Origin of the sequence: Pararhodobacter marinus, assembly GCF_003122215.1 — a bacterium.
GTDB classification, from domain to species: Bacteria; Pseudomonadota; Alphaproteobacteria; order Rhodobacterales; family Rhodobacteraceae; genus Pararhodobacter; species Pararhodobacter marinus.
Map to the genome: position 1 here is coordinate 450,582 of NZ_QEYD01000002.1, position 17,808 is coordinate 468,389.

Sequence of the window (17,808 nt, forward strand, 5' to 3'; positions counted from 1 at the left end):
CCGCATCAAGAGGAAGGCGTAAAGCCCTGACCGCGCGCGGCTTTCATTCGTTGCCGGGGGCCTCGTCGAGCGGCTCGCCTGTGGGGGTAACCCCAAGGCTCGCGAAGGCCGCATCGATCCGGGGCGAGGACCATTGGGTGACGACGCCGGGCGCGGCGCCGTCCTGAAGGACGCAGCCTTCGCCCGCATTGAGCGTGCGGGTGACATCGGCATTGCTGACCGTCAGGCTGCCGCGCTGCACGAAGACCGCGTAATCATCCGCCGAGGGCCCGACGAAAAAGCGCGTGCCACGCACGCCGATCTCACCGAAGGCCGTGACGACGCGCAGATCGAGCGGCGGCATGTCGTCGGGCCGGTCGAAGATCATCGCGCCGCCGACATGGATGACGCCGCCGACCTCGGACAGGAAATTCGACAATTCTATCCGGCTGTTGATGCCCAGATTGATGCGCGTGTCGCGGTTGAGATAAAGCAGCGCCAGGCCGTCCTCGCCGGTGCTGGCCGTGTCGCCGTTCATCAGCCCGGCGCCGGTTTCCAGCGCAAGCTCCTGTGCGTCACGCTCCAGCATCCCGTCGCCCGTGACCGAAAGCACCTCGCCGATCTCCGCCCCGGTCGAAGCATGGGCCATCCGCAGAAGCGGCAGGGTCGCGGCGGCGGCGAGGACATGGCGGCGGGTGATGAGCGGCATGAGCGGGATCCGGTTCTGTCAAAGGGCTGGTTGAACGAGGCTGGATGAATGACCGGACGGTATCACGCCGCGCGCCGCGCGCGCAGCAACATTCGCTGGGAATGGGCAAAGACCCGCGTGGCGGGCGAATTCAGGGCTTAGCTTCAACCAGTATCGCCCTGAAATCGTTTACATTCGTCAGCGTCGGGCCGGTCACGACCTGCGCCCCGATCCGCCCGAAGAACCCGTGCGCGTCATTGCTGGCGAGCGCCCGTTCAGCATCGTCGCGGTGGCCTTTCAGCGTCTCGGGGCCGATGATCGCGCCCGCGACTTCGGCCGCGCCGTCGACGCCGTCGGTATCGCAGGCGATGGCATGGATGCCGGGCGCGCCGTCGAGCGCGAGCGCCAGGGCAAGGCAGAATTCCGCGTTGGGCCCGCCCGATCCGTCACCGCGCCGGGTGACGGTCAGCTCTCCCCCCGACAGAAGCAGGCGGGGCGCATCGCCGGCCGTAAGCGTCGCTTGCAGATCGAGCGCCCGGCGCGCCATGTCGGCCGCGACCTCGCGTGCTTCGCCTTCCAACGCATCGCCAAGGATCTCGGTCTCGATCCCCTCGGCCTGTGCACGTTCGGCAGCGGCGGCAAGCGATTGGGCGGGGGCTGCGTAGATCACGTTCTCGACCCGCGAGAGGCGCGGATCGCCGGGCGCGATAACGCCGGTCGGGCGGTCGAGCGCGGCGCGAACCGAGGGTGGCAGATCGATGTTCCAGCGTTCGATCACCGCCCGGACATCATCGACGCCCGACGCGTCGCCCACCGTAGGGCCCGAGCCGATGAAAGCCGGATCATCCCCCGGCACGTCCGAGATCATCAGCGCCAGCATGCGCGCGGGATAAGCGGCAGCGGCAAGCTGGCCGCCCTTTACCCGGCTCAGATGCTTGCGCACGATGTTCATCTTGCCGATCGGCGCGCCCGAGGCGAGGAGGGCGCTGTTCACGGCTTTCTTGTCCTCAAGGCTGACACCCTCGCAGGGCGCGATCAGCAGGGCCGAGGCCCCGCCCGAGATGAGAGCGAGGACGAAATCGTCTTCGGTCAGCCCGGATAGCAGGTCCAGCATCCGCGCGGTCGCATCGGCGCCGGCCTGATCGGGGACGGGATGCGCGGCTTCGACGATTTCGATTCCCTGACAGGGCCTTGCATAGCCGTAGCGGGTGATGACCAGCCCCTCGCAGGGGCCCCAGGCGGCCTCGACCGCTTCGGCCATGCGCGCGCTGGCCTTGCCCGCGCCGATCACCACGATCCGGCCTTCGGGCTTGGGCGGCAGGGATCCGGCCAGCGTGCGCATCGGGTCGGCAACCTCGACCGCGCGGTCGAAAAGGCGGCGCAGAAACGCGGGGGGCTGGTCGATCATGGCGTCCTCGAAGCGAAGGGAAAATCGGCGGCATCATGGCGTGACCGGGCCGGGGGCGAAAGGGCCGGGCGCCTATTTTCGATTGTCAGACCTTCGCGCGGCAGAAAAATTCCCGGGTTCCGTCACGAACTTCTTGTCTTATCGCGCCATGGCTCTTTCTATGGGGCACATAAAGGGAGGTAAAAACCAATGAAGCACATTCTTCACCTTGGCGTCGCGACTCTGGCGATCGGCGCAGCCGTTCCGGCCGCCGCGCAGATGCAGCTTTCGATTGCCACGGGCGGCACCGGCGGCGTCTATTACCCGATGGGCGGCGGCCTGGCCGAAATCATCAACACCCATATCGACGGCTATTCGGCGACCGCCGAAGTCACCGGCGCTTCGGTCGAGAACATGGGCCTGATCGCCACCGGCGATGCGGATCTGGCCATCGCGCTGGCCGATACGGTCGCGCAGGCGCAGACCGGCACCGGGCGTTTCGAAGGCCAGCAGCTGGAAATGGTGCGTGGCCTGGCCTCGCTCTATGCCAACATGGTGCAGATCGTTACGCTGGAAGGCTCGGGCATCGAGACGCTGGCCGACCTGGCTGGCCGGCGCGTGTCGGTCGGTGCGCCGGGTTCGGGCACCGAGGTCAACGCGCTGCAGATCCTTGAAGCCAACGGCATCACCTATGACGATATCGAGGAACAGCGCCTGAACTTCAACGAAACCGCCGATGCGCTGGCGAATGGCGATATCGATGCGGGCTTCTGGTCGGTGGGCGCGCCGACCTCGTCGATCCTGAACCTTGCGACCACGCAGTCGATCCATGTGATCGAGCTGTCGGCCGAGGAAATGGACGCGGCGATCGAAGCCAACCCGATCTTCGCGCGCACGACGCTGGCGGGCGGCACCTATTCGGGCGTCGATGGCGACGTGGCGGTCGTGGGCGTGCCCAACGTGCTGACCGTGTCGTCCGAGATGGACGAGGAACTGGCCTACGAGATCACCAAGGCCATGTTCGAGAACATCGCCGATCTGCAGGCCGTGCACCCGGCGGCGAACCAGACCACCATCGAGTTCACGCTCGATGCGACCCCGGTTCCGCTGCATCCCGGCGCGATCCGCTATTACGAGGAAACGGGCGCCGAGGTTCCGGACCGTATGCGTCCGTGAGCCGTCGGTCGTGATCGTTTCACGCCTTGGCGGCGCTGGCCTTGCCAGCGCCGCCCTTCTGGCATTGGCGAGTGTGGCGCAGGGCGAGAGCCTCTGTGCCACGCGCCTTGAAGACCAGGTGCGGCTTGGTTGTCTGACAATCGAGGACGGCGCGCGCTGGAGCGTGGTCTGGAACCATTCGGTCGACGGCTACGAAGTTGAAGACATTTACGAAAACAGGAACGGGGCGATGGTCCTCGTGCGGTCGCACCTGCCCGATTTCGGCGCGGGGCTGGGGCATATCCCCGGGCGCGGGCGGCAGGTCTCGGACGGGCAGGGCGGCTACTGGATCGAGGATATCGACGAGCCGGTGCCCGGCAACGCCTACGTCCTGCGCCCCGGCGCGGGGCCGGTGAACCACCGCCTGCGCGCCCGCTCGGGCGAAATTCCCCTCAGTGCGCTGGCCGAACATGCCCGCGTTTCGATCGCGTTATTACCGGAGACAGAGTGATGGATCAGACCGCGTCCCGTGCCGACCAGCCCGATCCCGCCGCGCCCAAACCCGTGCAGCCCGGCTTCGTTCTCAAGCTGATCGCCGTCGTGGGCGTGGTGCTGTCGATCTATCAGATGGGTGTCGCGGGCGGGTTCCAGACCTCGGACTTTCTGCCGTTCGAGCTGTTTCGCACCGGGCTTTTCTTCCTGCGACCGATCCATCTGGGCTTTATCCTGGTCCTGTGTTTCCTGATCTACCCGGTTTTCGGCCCCGAGCGGCCGCGCGGGGTGCTGGGCTGGCTGATCGACGGGCCGCTGATCGCGGGCGGTGTGCTGGTCGGCTATTGGGTGCCCTCGAATATCGACGCCATCGCCAACGCGATCTTCCCGCGCGAGATGGACGTGATCGTCAGCTGGATCACCGTGGTTCTGGTGCTGGAGGCGGCGCGCCGGGCGGTCGGTCTGGCCATGACGCTGATTGCCGGGGTGTTCCTGCTTTACGCCTTCGCCGGCAACCGGGGCGAGCTGCCATGGCTTTCGGACTGGATGCCCGGCATCCTGAACCATCGCGGCTACACGTTCGAGCGCGTGGCCAGCCAGATGACGCTGGGCGCCGAGGGGATTTTCGGGGTTCCGCTGGGGGTCGCGGCCACGTTCATCTTCGTTTTCGTGCTGTTCGGTGCGGTGCTGGAAGTGACGGGCGCGGGCAAGTTCTTCATCGACCTGGCCTATGCCACGACCGGGCGCCAGAGGGGCGGCCCGGCCAAGGCGGCGGTGCTGGCCTCGGCGGGGATGGGGTCGATCTCGGGCTCGGCCATCGCCAACGTGGTGACGACCGGCGCCTTCACCATTCCGCTGATGAAGCGGTTGGGATACCGGCCCGCGCAGGCGGGCGGGATCGAGGCGGCCGCCTCGACGGGCGGGCAGATCATGCCGCCGCTGATGGGTGCAGGCGCCTTCCTGATGAGCGAATTCACGCAGGTGCCGTATATCGAGATCGTGCTGATCTCGATCTTTCCGGCGATCCTGTATTTCGGCGTGATCTACCTGCTGGTCCATATCGCGGCGGTGAAACAGGGGATGACGGGGATGACGGCGGCGGAGCTGCCGCTGACACGCAAGGTTCTGGCCGAGGGCTGGCATTTCCTGCTGCCGCTCGCCGCGCTGGTCGCGCTGCTGATCATGGGCTATTCGCCGATGCGGGTCGGCTTCTACGCGGTCCTGTCGATCGCCGCCGCCGCCTCGGCCCGGGCCTTGTGGAACTGGGCCACGACGGGGGCGTCGGGCGCGGGGTTCATGGCGATGTGCCGGGCAGGGCTGGCCAATACCGGCAAGGCGCTGGAGCTGGGCGCGCGCAACGCGGTCGCGGTATCGGTCGCCTGCGCGGTGGCGGGAATCATCGTGGGGATCGTCGGGCTGACCGGGCTGGGCCTGAAATTCAGCGCGATGATGCTGGCGCTGAGCCAGGGCAACCTGCTGATCGCGCTGTTCCTCGTGGTGATCGCCAGCCTGATCCTGGGCCTGGGTCTGCCGGTGACGGCGGCCTATATCGTGCTGATCATCCTTGTCGGCCCGGCGCTGAGCAACGAATTCGGCGTGCCGATCCTGATCGCGCATCTGCTGGTCTTCTGGTACTCGCAGGATTCGAACGTGACGCCGCCCGTGGCGCTGGCCGGGTTCGCGGGGGCCGCGATTGCCGGATCGAAGCCGATGGAAACCAGCGTTCAGGCGTGGAAATTCGCCAAGGGTCTTTACCTGATCCCGCTTTTCATGGTGTTCAACGAGCCAATCATCACCGGCGGGCCGATCCCGCTGGTGCTGTGGAACGGGCTGATCGTGATCATCGCGCTGGTGGCCTTTGCCGCCGTGCTCGAAGGCTTCCTGTGGGGGCCGATGCCGGTCTGGATGCGGCTCGCGCTGATCCCCGGCGTGATCGGCATCTTCTGGCCGGAACTCTGGGCCGAGGCGGCGGGCGCCGCGCTGATCGTCGTTCTGCTGGCCCTGAACCGACAAAGCGCGAAGCGCGCGGAAGCGTCGTGATGTCAGCGCCTTGCGCTAAGGTCTGACGTTTTCGGCAGAGCCGGTGATCGCGGTGAAGACGCGCCCGGTCGGCCCCACTTGCGGCAACAGCCCGTCGCCCGCACCGTTGACAATGTCTTCGGTCATGCGCGCGGCCTCGGTATCGAGGCTCAGCGTGGTTTCGATGGTCTCCAGCGCGCGCGGTGCGGACCGCCCGAACGGGGAGAAAAAGCGGTGTGACCCGCTTCTGCATCGGACGCGCTGGCTCTGCGCGGAGCTTGGCCAGAGGCGCAGGTGCTGCTGTTTCCGTCGTCGATTCCCCCCGATCTGCCGGCGCTGAGCCGGGCAGGGGTGCTTTCGTCGGTGCATGATCGCGCCAGTATCGACGCCCTCCGCGCCGCCGCGCCCGATGTCCGTGTCTTGCTGAAACTTGACTGCGGATTGCACCGCTACGGGTTCGGCGACCGGGGATTGGAGCCGGTCTTGTCCCTGATCGAAGCAGGTCGGCTGCCAAGGGCTCGAGGGTGTCTACAACCAATTCATCCAAACGCTCGCCCGCATCCGGTCGGCCTTCGGCCGGGCGGTTTTCGGCATCGCACCGGCGCGGTCAGACCTGCGGTTGCGTCCCGTGGTCCGGGCCATCCGCTCGGTGCTGGTTGACAGCCTTCATCTGGATGGGAGCGAGGGCATCGGCTAGGGTTTGTCCGTTTTTTAGGGACACACAAGGAGTATGACGAGATCAACGCGGAGGAAGTGTGATGATGAGAGAACATCGTATTCGGCCAATTCATTCTGAGCAGGATTACGCAGCCGCTCTCGCCCGCGTTGAAATGCTCATGGATATGGGTCGTTCTCCCGCGGAGGATGACGAACTCGACGTGCTCGCGACTCTCGTTGAGGTCTACGAAGACCGGCGTTTTCCAATGGATTCGCCCAATCCCGTAGAAGCGATCAAATTCCGTATGCAACAGCTTGGGATGAGCCAAAGTGACCTAGCCCCGATCTTCGGAAGCCGGGCCAAGACTTCTGAGATTTTGAGCGGTAAGCGCGATCTGACTCTGAAGATGATCCGCGCACTGCATGAGCATCTGGGCATTCCCGCTGAAGTGTTGATCCGGGATGGGGGAAGCCTGCCAAAGGCTCCAGCGGGTATTGAGCTCGATCACTTCCCGATCGCGGAGATGGCGAAGCGAGGCTGGATCAAGAAGACTGCGGACATGAAGGATCGCACCGAGGAAATCGTGCGTGAGCTGATAGCGTGCGCCGGCGGACCGAATGCGCTTCCACAGGCGCTCTTTCGCCAAGGTGGCGGCGCTCGCGCGAACGCCAAGTCTGATGTGCATGCCCTGCAAGCGTGGTGCCTCCATATCCTCTGTGTGGCACGCCGTGCTGGGCTTGCGGGCGTCTACAAAACCGGGACTATCGACCGTGTTTTCATGCGAGAGCTCGCTCGGCTAAGTACTTTCGACGAAGGCCCGAAACTGGCCCAAGAGAAGCTCGCGAAGCACGGTATCGCCCTTGTCGTCGCAGCCCACCTGCCGAAGACCTATCTCGACGGCGCCGCGATGTGGACCGTCGACAAGGTTCCCGTCGTCGGAATGACGATCCGTTATGACCGCCTGGACAACTTCTGGTTCTGCCTGCTGCACGAACTTGCGCACATCGGTCGCCATTTCCCAGATGGAGACGGCGAGATCTTCATTGACGATCTTCAGCTTCGCGAGCGCAACCATGAGCGCGATGACGAGCGCGAACGCGAAGCTGACGAGTGGGCGCAGGAGGCGTTGATTCCGTCAGAGCTTTGGGAAGAGCATCCGGCGCGTGTCAGCCCGAGCGTTCAGAACGTCCTCTCGCTAGCGCGGAAGGCCGACGTGCACCCCGCCATCGTTGCCGGGCGCATCCGTCATGAGATGCACAACTATCGGCTTCTTTCGCAATTCGTCGGCACGAATGAAGTGAGACCGCTGCTGATGGAGGATGCCGCATAAAGATTAAGCGGGGCGCCCGGCAAGGCACCCCCGCTTTTCACTACACGTCGGAAGGGTTTAGGCGCACCCAGCCGCCGTGGCTCCGGAGTCCGAAGCACTCTCGTGGTGGTACGCAAGAGATAGACGGTTCGGGTCTCCAGGGCAAATCTTTTCATCCGCGCCCAGGAGTATGCCTGGATGGCTACCATCGGCCGCGATGCTTGCGAAGGAGCTGCGGCGGGAAGGGTTTCGCAGTAAGCAGGGCACGCTGATCGACAAGGGTTACCTTTATCGGGTGCTCCGCAATCGCGTCTATCGCGGCGAGGCCGTCCACAAGGGCAAGGCCTATCCGGGCGAGCACGAGGCCATCGTCACCGACAAGGTCTGGGATCAGGTCGACGCGATTCTGCAGGGCAACCGCCACGAACGGTCCAGCAATAGCCGCATGCAGACGCCTGCGCCGCTGAAGGGCCTGATCTTCACCGACACCGGGGCGGCCATGACCCCGACCGCCACCAAGAAACGCGGCAAGCTCTACCGCTATTACGTGTCGATGGACGTGATCAAGAACCGCACGACGGAGGACGACAGCGGCGGCGATCAAGCACCGCCCCGCTTGCCTGCGGGCATGGTCGAGGACGCCATCGTCACCGAGGTCCGGCGCATCTTGCAGACGCCAGAGGTGGTCACGCAGGTGCTGGCGGCGTTGAAGCGCGATCAGGTGTCCGAGGCCGAGGCCATCGCGGCGCTGCATGATTTCAACACGCTCTGGGCCCAGCTGTTTCCGCTCGAACAGGCGCGGATCATCCAGCTTCTGGTCCGGCGCGTCACTGTCACCGCCGCCGGGCTCGAGGTCGACATCCGGCGCGAAGGTGTCGCGGGCGTCATCCGCGAGATGATCGCCCCACGCGATATGGAGGCCGCCGAATGACCCGAAGCAATGACACGATCCGCGTGCTGATCCCCCTGAAGCTGCGCAAGAAGAACGGGCGACCCAAGATCATGCCGCCCGCCGATTGCTGCCCGAGCGAGGATCAGACACAGGACCCTCACATCCTGCGCGCCATCGGCCGGGCATGGGGCTGGCGGCGGCGCATGGAGGCTGGCGAGTTCAGCACAATCCAGGAACTGGCCGAGGCCGTCGGTCTGGCCGAACGCCATGTCAGCCGCCAGCTGCGTCTCGCCTATCTGGCGCCGGAGGTGCTGAAGCGCCTGACCTGCGGCCGCGAGGCGTCGGCGGTCAGTCTCTACGACCTGTGCTTTCTGGCGGTGGACACATGGCAGGAGCAGGCTGAGCGGGCGTTTCGCTGCCCCGAATAGCTGACAGGCGAGCCCGCATTCCCAGACCCATCACTAGGAACGCCTCTGCGGTGCCACACGATAACTGTAGGGCGCGATCTCCTCGACCGTCACCATGTCCCCGGCACGCACGCCATGCCGATCAAAGAACTCCCGGATCCACCCGCGCTTCCGGAAGAACTTCTTGGCACCGTCGAGGTCGGTCGTGACCACCGTGTTGCCGCCCCAGTCGACGGCGATTTCACGCTGGGCAGCAGAGGCCCGGTTCGAGCCGCCGATCGCATCAGCCGGAAACTCCTCGAAGAAGCTCCTGAGGTAGATGTGGTTGTTGTCGATGTTGCCCTGCGTGATTTCGGCCGTGCCGATGAGGCGCCCGGTGTGCTGGCGCGGGATTTCGTCTGGCGGCGGCAACGGTGCGACCGGAGCCTCCCGGATAACCATCACGGTGTCGTCGTGATCATCGAACAAGTCGAAATCCTCGTCCTCCGCAATCGCCGTCCGGGCCGTCTGAACCGAAGGCTGCATGCGAACGGGCTGAAAGCCTTCGGCGCGCAGGACCACTTCGGCTGCCGCGCGGGCATCCTCGCCCGCGTCATGGTGCTCGAACACGAGGCCCAGATGCTGCTTGAGGCTTGCAAGGCCATGGCCGCCGTTGCCCCGAAGCTCCGGCCAGGCGGCGCGGGCGACGTGGACACTGTCGCGCCAGTCCCACTCCGGGACTGGTAGATCGCAGTTGCCGCAGGCAGCGGCGACGGCGCTGCGGTCAAAACCAGAGTGTTGATAGACCGTCGCCCCGCTCAGTGCATCCCGCAGCACCGGCAGCACCTCGGCAAAGGTCGGTGCACCCTTCACCGTGCGGGCGCTGATGCCGTGTAGATAGGTGAACACCCAGCGCTCCACCTGAGGGTCAACATAGGTCACCCAGGTCTCGATGGAATTGTCGGGGCGCACGCAGGCAACACCGATCTGGCAAATGCTGCCACGGTCGTTGTTCGCCGTCTCGACGTCCAAAGCAAAGAAGCAGAACGGGCCCTTAGGGAAAGGCGTGACACGCGTCTGCCGGATGGCCGCGGACTTCGGCGCAGGCGCCGAGATGGGTCCAACCATCGCGGAGAGGTAGCGCAGGCGCTGCCGTTCAATGGCCGCCAGTTCGCGCGCGCCCCACCCGAGCCGGCGCAGCGTGGCTTCGACCAGATCGACCGGCTCGTCATAGGCCTGCATCCGGCGCCGGTTCCAGGCGATGGCGTGGTCGGGCGCGAGGGAGAGAACCTCGGCTTCCAGCCGAGCGATATCCGCCGTGTCGGGCATGGGCAGCCAGACAGCGCGGCAGTGATCGACGACGAATTCGTTGCGCAGTGCCTTGGCAATGTCACCATCGGCCTTGGTCAGCCCATCCTTGCGGTCGCGCCACATCCGGCCGGTGTTGTACATCTGCGAGAAGTAGTGGCTCATGCCCTCCGATCCGGTCCGATGGCGCTGGTGGATCCGTTCGTAGAAGGTCTGGTCGGTCGAACTGGTCGAGCCGATGTAGCGCAGATCGCCATGGTGATCGACGAGGCCGTAGAGGCCGCGCGCATCGCGCGGCGCCTGGGCGGTCGGGCGGGGTGAGGCTTCAAGAAGGGCGGACAACAGGTCTTCGGCCGCGAAACGCATAGTCAAAATCCGGATCAGTTGAAACTCAGCAAGCGGCAAAAGCTGAATTGGCCAGACAGCCAGGGCCAGCCGACAGGAGGGCACGGTAAATGGGGAAACTGCTTTTGTCATCAGAGACTTCGCGCAAAACTCCCAAGGCATACCAACGACCACGCCGCCCGTGTCGCCTCGCCATCTGCTTTGAGACAAGCCGGAACCAGCGAAACAGGGGCGCAACGCGATCCCGCCAGTTCCTTGAAATGCATGGAAGTCTTGAATCCGTCTCGCCGAGAGCGAGGGGCGGGTGGAAAGAGAGGGTGGGCGTTCGGAGGCCGAGCCGTCCGGGCTGACCTTGAAGCTGAAATCGTCGCTGCCCAGAAGCCCGATCAGTGCCCGGGCCGACCAGTTGGTCTTGAAGGCGAAGCTCGCATCGTTGGCGGGCGCGGCCTTGTTGATGGTCGCCTCGATCCCGGCGCCTGCGTTGTTCAGGAGCACTGCGGGCGTGTTGACCGACAGCCGGTTGTAGTTGTCGGCGGTCGCTCCCCCGATGCCCAACAACTGCGCGGTCAGGTTCACCTTTTTGTTGAAGCCGACATCGGATTTCGCGACCGAGATCTGATAGTTGGCGAAAAGCACCACGTCCGAATGCTCCTGCAGCAACGCCGAGGCGCGGGTCTGCAGCTTGATCACATAGCGGTCGTAGGGCTCGTGCTCGGGGCTGTCGAAACGCTTGATATCGGTATGAGCGATCTGGATGACCGCCATGCCTTTGCGGTCGCGCAGCGCGTTCAGCTTGTCGAGATATTCGCGCCAGATTGTCAGCGCCTCGGCATAGCCCTTGCCAAACCCCGGCGCCTCGATGGAGGCCCAGCCGTTGCGCTTGCAAGCCTCGGCCCAGATCAGCGGCTCCAGCCAATCGACGCTGTCGACGACGACCGTAACGAAATCATGGTCGTCGTTCAGTAGCGCATCAAGCGCCTCGGCGACCTCCGCATAGCTGGTCGCGAGCGGGAAATGCGGGACCTGCAGCTTGCCCAGACCATCCTCGGTCATGAGGAAGACAGGCCGGTCAGCATCGGCCGCAAAGGTGGATTTGCCCACCCCGGCCACGCCGTGGATCAGGATGCGCGGCGGGGTCAGCACCGAGGTCGTGCGCAGGGACGCGAGCGAAATGGCCATCAGCGCACCTCCTCGTTCAGCACGAGGCGGAACTTCGGCTTGCCGGTGCGGACCGTGCGCGCGGGCTCGAAGCCCTTGCGCCAGCTTTCCGGCAGCGCCGTGTATTTGCGCTCGGACACCGACAGCTTGGTCTCGATGAATTCAGTCGGGTCCTCGCCCGCCGAGGCGATGTTTTCGGCGATCTGCGCCAGCAACGCCTGATCCCAGTCGATGCGCTTGGGCAGTTCGGCGATCACGGTGACGCCGTCATCCTCGAACCGGATCGTGGCGGTGTCCTTGCCCGCCTCCTGGCGGGTGTCCTTTGCGCGGTCCGCGTATTTGAGCGAGATGGCGCCATCGAGCCAGTCCGCGACCGACTTCGCCTGCGTCAGTTGCTCGTCGGCCGCGCCTTTCAGCAGCGCGAGCTGATCGGCGGGCAGCGCCGCGATCTGGCCCACCGGCATGCGGTGGATATCGGCCAGGGTGATGTGGTTGGAGATCGTCATGTTCCGCCCCCTCACGCCGACATCGGACGATGGGGTTCGTGATCCACGCCGCGGATCTGTTCGGCCTCGAAGGCCTCGACATCCTCGAGCCGGTAGATCACCCGGCCGCCGAGCTTGATGAATTTCGGGCCTTCGCCCGTCCACCGCCAGCGCTCCAACGTGCGGTGCGAAATGTTCCAGCGAGCCGCCAGCTCGATCTGGAAAAGGTGCCTGGTCGCCATGTGAACCTCCTTGGGATTTCCGCGAACACTTGCGGGTTCAACATGGCGGAGGGGGGTGGGAGGGCTGAGGGAGGCGAAAGGGGGGCGTTCGGGGAGGAATTGATTTCGTCAGAAAAATCCTCTATGTTTCTGACAAGGAAAGGCCTACGAGGACCGCTCAGATGACTGGTATTTCTGATAGAATCATGAAGCGCCTTCGTTCGAAGGGACGCGGGAAGTGGGTTTGCACCCCCAAGGACTTCCTCGACCTCGGTAGCCGTGCGGCCATCGATCAGGCATTGTCGCGCCTGGCGAAGAGTGGTGATCTGCGTCGTGTCGGCCGTGGGCTTTACGATCTTCCCCGCACCAGCGGCGTCCTGAAGCGGCCCGCACCGGTCGATATGGACAAGGCGGTTGCAGCCCTCGCGCGGCGCGACAGCGTTCGCATCATGCCCGATGGCATCGCCGCAGCGAACCAGCTGGGCCTGACCAATGCTGTCCCCGCGAAGACAAGCTATGTGACGGACGGGGCGACGCGGGACGTGAAGATCGGCAATCGGACCGTGCGGCTGCGGCATGCAGGTCCGAGTGTGATGGCGTGGGCGGGTAAAACCTCCGCGCCAGTCGCGCAGGCGCTGCGCTGGCTCGGACCGCAAGCAGCGTTGGACACACGTGTTGCGACCACGCTCAAGCGCAAGCTGCCAGATGCCGTGAAAAAGGATCTCGTCCGTAACAGCGGCGGCCTGCCGAGCTGGGCAGCGCCCATCGCGCATAGCCTTGTCGATCCGCAGATCGTCACACCATGAGCGAGAGCTATACGCGGTTTCTCGCGCTTTCTGATCGCGACCAGAAGGACGTGTTCGAGGCGGCTGCTGACCGCCTCGACACCCTTCCGAGCTATGTCGAGAAGGATTTCTGGGTCTGCTTCGTGCTGGACGCGCTCTACAAGCGCTTGCCGGACGGCCACCCGCAACTCCTGTTCAAGGGTGGCACGGCGTTATCCAAGGCCTATGGGCTCATCCGCCGCTTCTCGGAGGACATCGATCTTGTCGTTTATCGGGATGGTCTCGGCTTTGCAGCCGAGCGCGACCCGACAAACCCAGAGGGAATTTCGAACAAGAAGCGCAAGGCCCTATTTGATGACCTGAAGAACGCCTGTAGCTCCTATATTCGCGGTGATCTTGCTGAAGCGCTGAAGCCGCTACTCGACGCACGTTGCAGCATCGCGCCCGACGATGAAGACGGTGATCAGCAAACTCTGCTGATCGAGTACCCGGCGCTCTATCCGAGCACCGAGATCTCCTACGTCCTGCCACGCGTGAAACTCGAAGCGGGCGCGCGCTCGGCGCTCGATCCCAACGCCACCGCCAGCGTGATACCCTATATCGCTGAGGAACTGACCGACGGATGGTCATTCGCAGTCGACAACATCCACGTCATCGCCCCGCAGCGGACCTACCTGGAGAAACTTCTGATTTTGCACGGCGCGTTCTGCGGTCATCGTGACGAAGGACGGGTGCCTGCCGACAGCGACAGGATTTCCCGCCACCACTATGACGTTGCCATGATCACCGGCACGCAGATTGGGCGCTCTGCCCTGGCCGACGAAGGTCTGCTTGCGGCCGTGCGCGAACACAATCTCATCGCTTTCAGGCAGGCATGGAAGAAATTCGAAGAGGCCACGCCAGGCTCGATCTGCGTCGTGCCGACCGCCGAGTTGCGCGCGGCGATCGAGGAGGACTATGCGGCGATGCAGGGCATGATGCTCGGCGAGGCACCGCCTTTCGACTGGATCATGGAACAACTTCAGGTCGCCGAGGACGCAATCAATCGGCGCTAGAGCTTTCCTTGTCCAAAAGCTCGCGAACCGCCGCTACCTGGAAAGCCGTCTGGCCTACCGCATCCAGGAACTCGCCTATGGCGGGCTGAAACCGGAGACGATCCGGCGGCTGGAACGGCTGGGCGAGGAACTGGACGGCGGCGACACGACGAAACGCAGGATTCGCGCCGACCGCGACCGCCCGATCACCGGCACTCGGCTGCTGCGCGAGTGGCAGGGCGTCGAACAGGTCGTCACCGTCACTGCCGACGGCTTCGAGTGGAAGGGTCGGCCCTACAAGTCGCTGTCGGCCATCGCGCGCGCCATCACCGGCACGCGCTGGAACGGCTGGGTATTCTTCGGCCTGAAGAACCACAGGGGGCGGACATGACGAAGCCGCCCGAAAAATCTAAGGTGGTGCGCAAGCTGCGTTGCGCGGTCTACAACGCTTTCGTCTATCCTACATTCTCGGTGCCTAGAGGACTTCTGTCGAAAGCGAGGATGATGATTTCTCCTTTGAAGACGACGTGATTGCAGAAGGTGGGCGAGATCACCGACATGGCCTTCAGGGAAGGCGAACACGGCGAGTGAGACGACCCGCTCCCGATCCCGCCCGCCGGCTGGCGGGCTCGGCCTCGTAGAAGGGCCCGCATTCCGCGCGCCCCGATACGGGAGACGACGATGACCAAACTTTCCGACACCCAAGCCCTGATCCTGAGCGCTGCGGCCCAGCGGCCCGAGCACATCGCCCTGCCGCTACCCGAGAGCCTGCGCGGCGGGGCCGCCGCCAAGGTGGTCGGCGCAATGCTCGCGAAGGGCTTCCTCGAAGAGGTCGACGCCGACATGCGCAACGGCGAGCCCGTCTGGCGCGAGACCGGCGACGGCCACGGCGTCACGCTGGTCGCCACCGACGCGGGCCTCGCCGCCATCGGCATCGAGACCGAGGACGGGAAAACCGCGCCTGCGGGCGCGACGGACGCGGCGACCGAGGAGCCCGCGCCGGACACCCCCACCGAACCGAAGGCCGCGCCCAAGACGCGGACGGCGCGCGAGGGCACCGGATTATCTCGCGAACGGGGCGAGCCCATGAATGCAGCAAGCCATTGGAAATGCGAGGATGTTTTGTGCCGTCCCATGGTCGTCGAGGGGCGCTCGAAGAGAGACGCAGGCCATTCGGAGACCCATTCCGCGTCAAGCGCCCAGTCTCCGAGGGCGGATGGCCCTGCCAACGCCCATTGAAACAAAAAAGAAAAAAGGCCCCAATTGGGGCCCCTGGACGGATTCAGTATCTGAATGTGGCGGATGGGGTGGGATTCGAACCCACGGTGGGGTTTCCCCCACGCTGGTTTTCAAGACCAGAGCCTTAAACCACTCGGCCACCCATCCGTTGCGCGGGTTCTAGCGGGCGGTGCGGGGGGCTGCAAGCGGGGCTTTCGTCAGGCAGTGGCCGGTGCAGTGCCCGGTGTCGTGCCCAGCCGGGGGCGGCCCGAGGCGGTGACGCGCAGGCGGGTTTCGACGGGCATGTCGCGGCCTTCGATCTGCGCGCCGGTATCCTCGCGCACGATTCTGATCCGCGGGGCGTCGAGGCCTGCGCGCGCGGCCCGTTCCGTCGCGCGGCGGGTCAGGTCTGCCTGCAACAGCGCGAGCGCCTCGTCCGCGTCGGTACAGCGGCCCGGACCCGATTCGAGATGGGCGATGATCTCGCCCGGGGCGGGGAAGGTGATGACGCCCTCGACGCTCATCGAGACCTGTCCGACCACCGCGCCCACCGCATTGGCGACGCCCGCATGATCGGGCACCACCGCCTCGCAGCCGAGCCTGCGTCCGACGGCGGGGTAATAGCAACCCGCCGAGGCCCCCAGCGCGATGACCGGCACGTCGAGCCGCGCGTCGATCCGCACAAGGCCCGGCGCCCGGTCCAGTCCGGCCTGCATCAGCGGATGGCGGGCAAGCGTATCGGGGCCGAGCGGCCAGTCGCGGGGATCTTCGGCCAGGGCCGCTTCCAGAAGGCAGGTGGCGCTCTGCGCGGTCAGCCGGTCGACGATACGCTGCGCCATCGCGGCGGCATCGGGGGCCAGCGGCTGGCCGTTGCCCGCGCGGCGTCGGGCCAACAGGGTAAGCGCTTTCTCGGAGGCCCGGGCGTCCCAGCCGGTTTGCAGCCCCAGCACATGGGCGGCGTCCGAGGGCGTCGGCCCCGTCATCTGCACCAGCCCGCGCCGGACCAGCCGGGTCAAAGCCGGCGCGTCGATGCGGCTGCGCAGCAGCGCCGCCACGCGCGCGGGCCCGTCCAGCAGGCGGGTGGCAATCTGCGCGTCGCGGCTCTCGGGGGGCAGATCGGGGGGAAGCGCGCGGAACAACGGCACGGCAAGCTGCCAGGTGTCATCGGGCGCGGGGATGCGCGTAAGGGCATCGTCGAGCATCGCGTGGACGAGGTCCGGGAACTGCTTGGCGGCCAGCGCCAGCGGCAGCACGCGGCGAGGACCCAGCGTCAACGCACCGTCGAGCCCGTCGCCGACCTGAACCTCGCTGTCGCCGCCAAGGCCGGTGGTGCGCATCGCCACCGCCTCGACCATGGTGCGCCAGCCGCCGACGCGGGCGCCGTCGGGATCGATGGCGGGCTTGCCGTCGCGCAACAGGCAGACATCCGTCGTGGTGCCGCCGATATCGGAGACGAGCGCGGTGTCCAGCCCCGTCAACCACGCGGCCCCCGCGGCCGAGGCGGCAGGCCCCGAGAGAATCGTCTCGATCGGGCGTTCGCGCACAAGCGCCGACGACACCAGCGCGCCGTCGCCGCGCACGACCATCAGCGGCGCGGAGATCGCGCGCGCGGCGAGATGGCGTTCGCAGGCCGTGACAAGCCGGTCGATCATCGACACGAGCCGGGCATTCAACAGCGCGGTCAGCGCCCGGCGCGGGCCGTTCAGCCCGGCGCTGAGTTCGTGCGAGCAGGTGACGGGCAGGCCGCGCCGGGCGCGGATCAGCTCGCGCGCGGCGATCTCGTGCGCCGGGTTGCGGGTGGCGAATTGCGCGGCGACGGCAAGCGCGGCGATATCGCCGGGCAGGGCGTCCAGCGCTTCGGCAAGGGCCTCGGGGTCGAAGGGCGCGGCCTCGGCCCCGGCATGGGTATGGCCGCCCGAAAGCTCGATCAGCGGCGCATCGCCCAGCGCCTCGGCCAGGTTGTCGCGGCGGGAAATGGCGGCGTCGAAACCGATCAGGACCAGCGCCGCGCGGTCGCCCTGGCCTTCGACAAGCGCGTTGGTGGCAAGCGTCGTCGACACCGAGACCAGCGCGATCTCGGCAGGGGCGATATCGGGAGCCTGCGCCAGCACCGCGTCGATGGCGCGACCGATGCCCAGCGACAGGTCGGGCCGTGTGGTCAGAGACTTGGCCTTGGCCACGACCCGCTGGGCCTCGTCGTCCAGCAGGACGGCATCGGTAAAGGTTCCGCCCGTATCGAGGCCCAGAAGAATTGCCATAGCCCGCCTCCGCGCAGATCAGCAAAGTGCT

The 17,808-nt window shown here is 65.7% G+C and carries 15 protein-coding genes, 1 tRNA gene and 3 pseudogenes; 11 read left to right on the top strand and 8 right to left on the bottom strand.

Annotated elements, in window-relative coordinates; genetic code table 11:
- Positions 1 to 43: 43 nt before the first annotated feature.
- A complete protein-coding gene (locus tag C4N9_RS04780; protein WP_109532147.1) occupies positions 44 to 688 on the bottom strand; it encodes a FecR domain-containing protein in 645 nt (214 codons plus the stop codon).
- A 130-nt stretch (positions 689 to 818) separates the two neighbouring features.
- The gene (locus C4N9_RS04785) at positions 819 to 2,075 is read right to left on the bottom strand and encodes a glycerate kinase type-2 family protein (RefSeq protein ID WP_109532148.1); all 1,257 of its coding nucleotides are present in this window, start codon (positions 2,073 to 2,075) and stop codon (positions 819 to 821) included.
- 189 nt (positions 2,076 to 2,264) lie between these two features.
- Here C4N9_RS04785 and C4N9_RS04790 point away from each other — a divergent pair, with 189 nt between their 5' ends.
- The 7 genes and pseudogenes from C4N9_RS04790 to C4N9_RS04820 all read left to right on the top strand — a co-directional run bounded on the left by C4N9_RS04790 (position 2,265) and on the right by C4N9_RS04820 (position 9,007).
- Entirely contained in the window at positions 2,265 to 3,230 is a 966-nt protein-coding gene (locus C4N9_RS04790) for a TAXI family TRAP transporter solute-binding subunit (protein WP_109532149.1), read from the top strand.
- A 10-nt stretch (positions 3,231 to 3,240) separates the two neighbouring features.
- On the top strand, positions 3,241 to 3,720 hold the full coding sequence (locus tag C4N9_RS04795; RefSeq protein ID WP_245902456.1) for a DUF1850 domain-containing protein: 480 nt from the start codon (positions 3,241 to 3,243) through the stop codon (positions 3,718 to 3,720).
- Entirely contained in the window at positions 3,720 to 5,741 is a 2,022-nt protein-coding gene (locus tag C4N9_RS04800; protein ID WP_109532151.1) for a TRAP transporter permease, read from the top strand. Before C4N9_RS04795 ends, C4N9_RS04800 begins: the two co-directional genes overlap by 1 nt.
- Before the next feature lie 237 nt (positions 5,742 to 5,978).
- A pseudogene (locus C4N9_RS22485) lies at positions 5,979 to 6,380 on the top strand (alanine racemase); the annotation flags it as partial.
- Between the two features lie 98 nt (positions 6,381 to 6,478).
- On the top strand, positions 6,479 to 7,708 hold the full coding sequence (locus C4N9_RS04810; RefSeq protein WP_109532153.1) for an ImmA/IrrE family metallo-endopeptidase: 1,230 nt from the start codon (positions 6,479 to 6,481) through the stop codon (positions 7,706 to 7,708).
- A 196-nt stretch (positions 7,709 to 7,904) separates the two neighbouring features.
- On the top strand, positions 7,905 to 8,618 hold the full coding sequence (locus C4N9_RS04815) for a recombinase family protein (RefSeq protein ID WP_245902457.1): 714 nt from the start codon (positions 7,905 to 7,907) through the stop codon (positions 8,616 to 8,618).
- Positions 8,615 to 9,007: a hypothetical protein gene (locus C4N9_RS04820; protein WP_109532155.1), complete on the top strand. Its 393-nt coding sequence runs from the start codon at positions 8,615 to 8,617 to the stop codon at positions 9,005 to 9,007. The genes C4N9_RS04815 and C4N9_RS04820 overlap by 4 nt, the downstream gene beginning before the upstream one ends.
- Positions 9,008 to 9,040: 33 nt before the next feature.
- Here C4N9_RS04820 and C4N9_RS22440 read toward each other — a convergent pair whose 3' ends face one another.
- The 4 genes and pseudogenes from C4N9_RS22440 to C4N9_RS04840 form a co-directional block, all read right to left on the bottom strand.
- Complete coding sequence (locus C4N9_RS22440) at positions 9,041 to 10,780, bottom strand: 3'-5' exonuclease (protein WP_342748777.1); 1,740 nt, start codon at positions 10,778 to 10,780, stop codon at positions 9,041 to 9,043.
- Between the two features lie 168 nt (positions 10,781 to 10,948).
- Positions 10,949 to 11,797, bottom strand: a pseudogene (locus tag C4N9_RS22360) (ATP-binding protein); the annotation flags it as partial.
- The gene (locus tag C4N9_RS04835; RefSeq protein WP_109532156.1) at positions 11,797 to 12,282 is read right to left on the bottom strand and encodes a hypothetical protein; all 486 of its coding nucleotides are present in this window, start codon (positions 12,280 to 12,282) and stop codon (positions 11,797 to 11,799) included. The pseudogene C4N9_RS22360 and the gene C4N9_RS04835, both read right to left, overlap by 1 nt.
- Before the next feature lie 11 nt (positions 12,283 to 12,293).
- Entirely contained in the window at positions 12,294 to 12,503 is a 210-nt protein-coding gene (locus C4N9_RS04840; RefSeq protein ID WP_109532157.1) for a helix-turn-helix transcriptional regulator, read from the bottom strand.
- A 161-nt stretch (positions 12,504 to 12,664) separates the two neighbouring features.
- Here C4N9_RS04840 and C4N9_RS04845 point away from each other — a divergent pair, with 161 nt between their 5' ends.
- The 4 genes and pseudogenes from C4N9_RS04845 (at position 12,665) to C4N9_RS04860 (ending at position 15,540) form a co-directional block, all read left to right on the top strand.
- The gene (locus tag C4N9_RS04845; protein WP_109532158.1) at positions 12,665 to 13,288 is read left to right on the top strand and encodes a DUF6088 family protein; all 624 of its coding nucleotides are present in this window, start codon (positions 12,665 to 12,667) and stop codon (positions 13,286 to 13,288) included.
- Positions 13,285 to 14,322: a nucleotidyl transferase AbiEii/AbiGii toxin family protein gene (locus C4N9_RS04850; protein WP_109532159.1), complete on the top strand. Its 1,038-nt coding sequence runs from the start codon at positions 13,285 to 13,287 to the stop codon at positions 14,320 to 14,322. The genes C4N9_RS04845 and C4N9_RS04850 overlap by 4 nt, the downstream gene beginning before the upstream one ends.
- A 25-nt stretch (positions 14,323 to 14,347) precedes the next feature.
- A pseudogene (locus C4N9_RS04855) lies at positions 14,348 to 14,692 on the top strand (DUF2924 domain-containing protein); the annotation flags it as partial.
- A gap of 290 nt (positions 14,693 to 14,982) precedes the next feature.
- The gene (locus C4N9_RS04860; protein WP_245902458.1) at positions 14,983 to 15,540 is read left to right on the top strand and encodes a hypothetical protein; all 558 of its coding nucleotides are present in this window, start codon (positions 14,983 to 14,985) and stop codon (positions 15,538 to 15,540) included.
- Between the two features lie 57 nt (positions 15,541 to 15,597).
- Here C4N9_RS04860 and C4N9_RS04865 read toward each other — a convergent pair.
- Positions 15,598 to 15,687: transfer RNA gene (locus C4N9_RS04865), tRNA-Ser, on the bottom strand.
- 50 nt (positions 15,688 to 15,737) lie between these two features.
- Positions 15,738 to 17,777 carry a hydantoinase/oxoprolinase family protein gene (locus C4N9_RS04870; RefSeq protein WP_109532160.1) on the bottom strand — a complete coding sequence of 680 codons (2,040 nt, stop codon included), beginning with the start codon at positions 17,775 to 17,777 and terminating at the stop codon, positions 15,738 to 15,740.
- Between the last annotated feature and the right edge of the window lie 31 nt (positions 17,778 to 17,808).

Bases quoted from the DNA above. Each gene is read 5' to 3' on its own strand.
- C4N9_RS04780 (WP_109532147.1), bottom strand. From the start codon at position 688: ATGCCGCTCATCACCCGCCGCCATGTCCTCGCCGCCGCCGCGACCCTG.
- C4N9_RS04785 (WP_109532148.1), bottom strand. From the start codon at position 2,075: ATGATCGACCAGCCCCCCGCGTTTCTGCGCCGCCTTTTCGACCGCGCG.
- C4N9_RS04790 (WP_109532149.1), top strand. From the start codon at position 2,265: ATGAAGCACATTCTTCACCTTGGCGTCGCGACTCTGGCGATCGGCGCA.
- C4N9_RS04800 (WP_109532151.1), top strand. From the start codon at position 3,720: ATGGATCAGACCGCGTCCCGTGCCGACCAGCCCGATCCCGCCGCGCCC.
- C4N9_RS04810 (WP_109532153.1), top strand. From the start codon at position 6,479: ATGATGAGAGAACATCGTATTCGGCCAATTCATTCTGAGCAGGATTAC.
- C4N9_RS04815 (WP_245902457.1), top strand. From the start codon at position 7,905: ATGCTTGCGAAGGAGCTGCGGCGGGAAGGGTTTCGCAGTAAGCAGGGC.
- C4N9_RS04820 (WP_109532155.1), top strand. From the start codon at position 8,615: ATGACCCGAAGCAATGACACGATCCGCGTGCTGATCCCCCTGAAGCTG.
- C4N9_RS22440 (WP_342748777.1), bottom strand. From the start codon at position 10,780: ATGCCTTGGGAGTTTTGCGCGAAGTCTCTGATGACAAAAGCAGTTTCC.
- C4N9_RS04835 (WP_109532156.1), bottom strand. From the start codon at position 12,282: ATGACGATCTCCAACCACATCACCCTGGCCGATATCCACCGCATGCCG.
- C4N9_RS04840 (WP_109532157.1), bottom strand. From the start codon at position 12,503: ATGGCGACCAGGCACCTTTTCCAGATCGAGCTGGCGGCTCGCTGGAAC.
- C4N9_RS04845 (WP_109532158.1), top strand. From the start codon at position 12,665: ATGACTGGTATTTCTGATAGAATCATGAAGCGCCTTCGTTCGAAGGGA.
- C4N9_RS04850 (WP_109532159.1), top strand. From the start codon at position 13,285: ATGAGCGAGAGCTATACGCGGTTTCTCGCGCTTTCTGATCGCGACCAG.
- C4N9_RS04860 (WP_245902458.1), top strand. From the start codon at position 14,983: ATGACCAAACTTTCCGACACCCAAGCCCTGATCCTGAGCGCTGCGGCC.
- C4N9_RS04870 (WP_109532160.1), bottom strand. From the start codon at position 17,777: ATGGCAATTCTTCTGGGCCTCGATACGGGCGGAACCTTTACCGATGCC.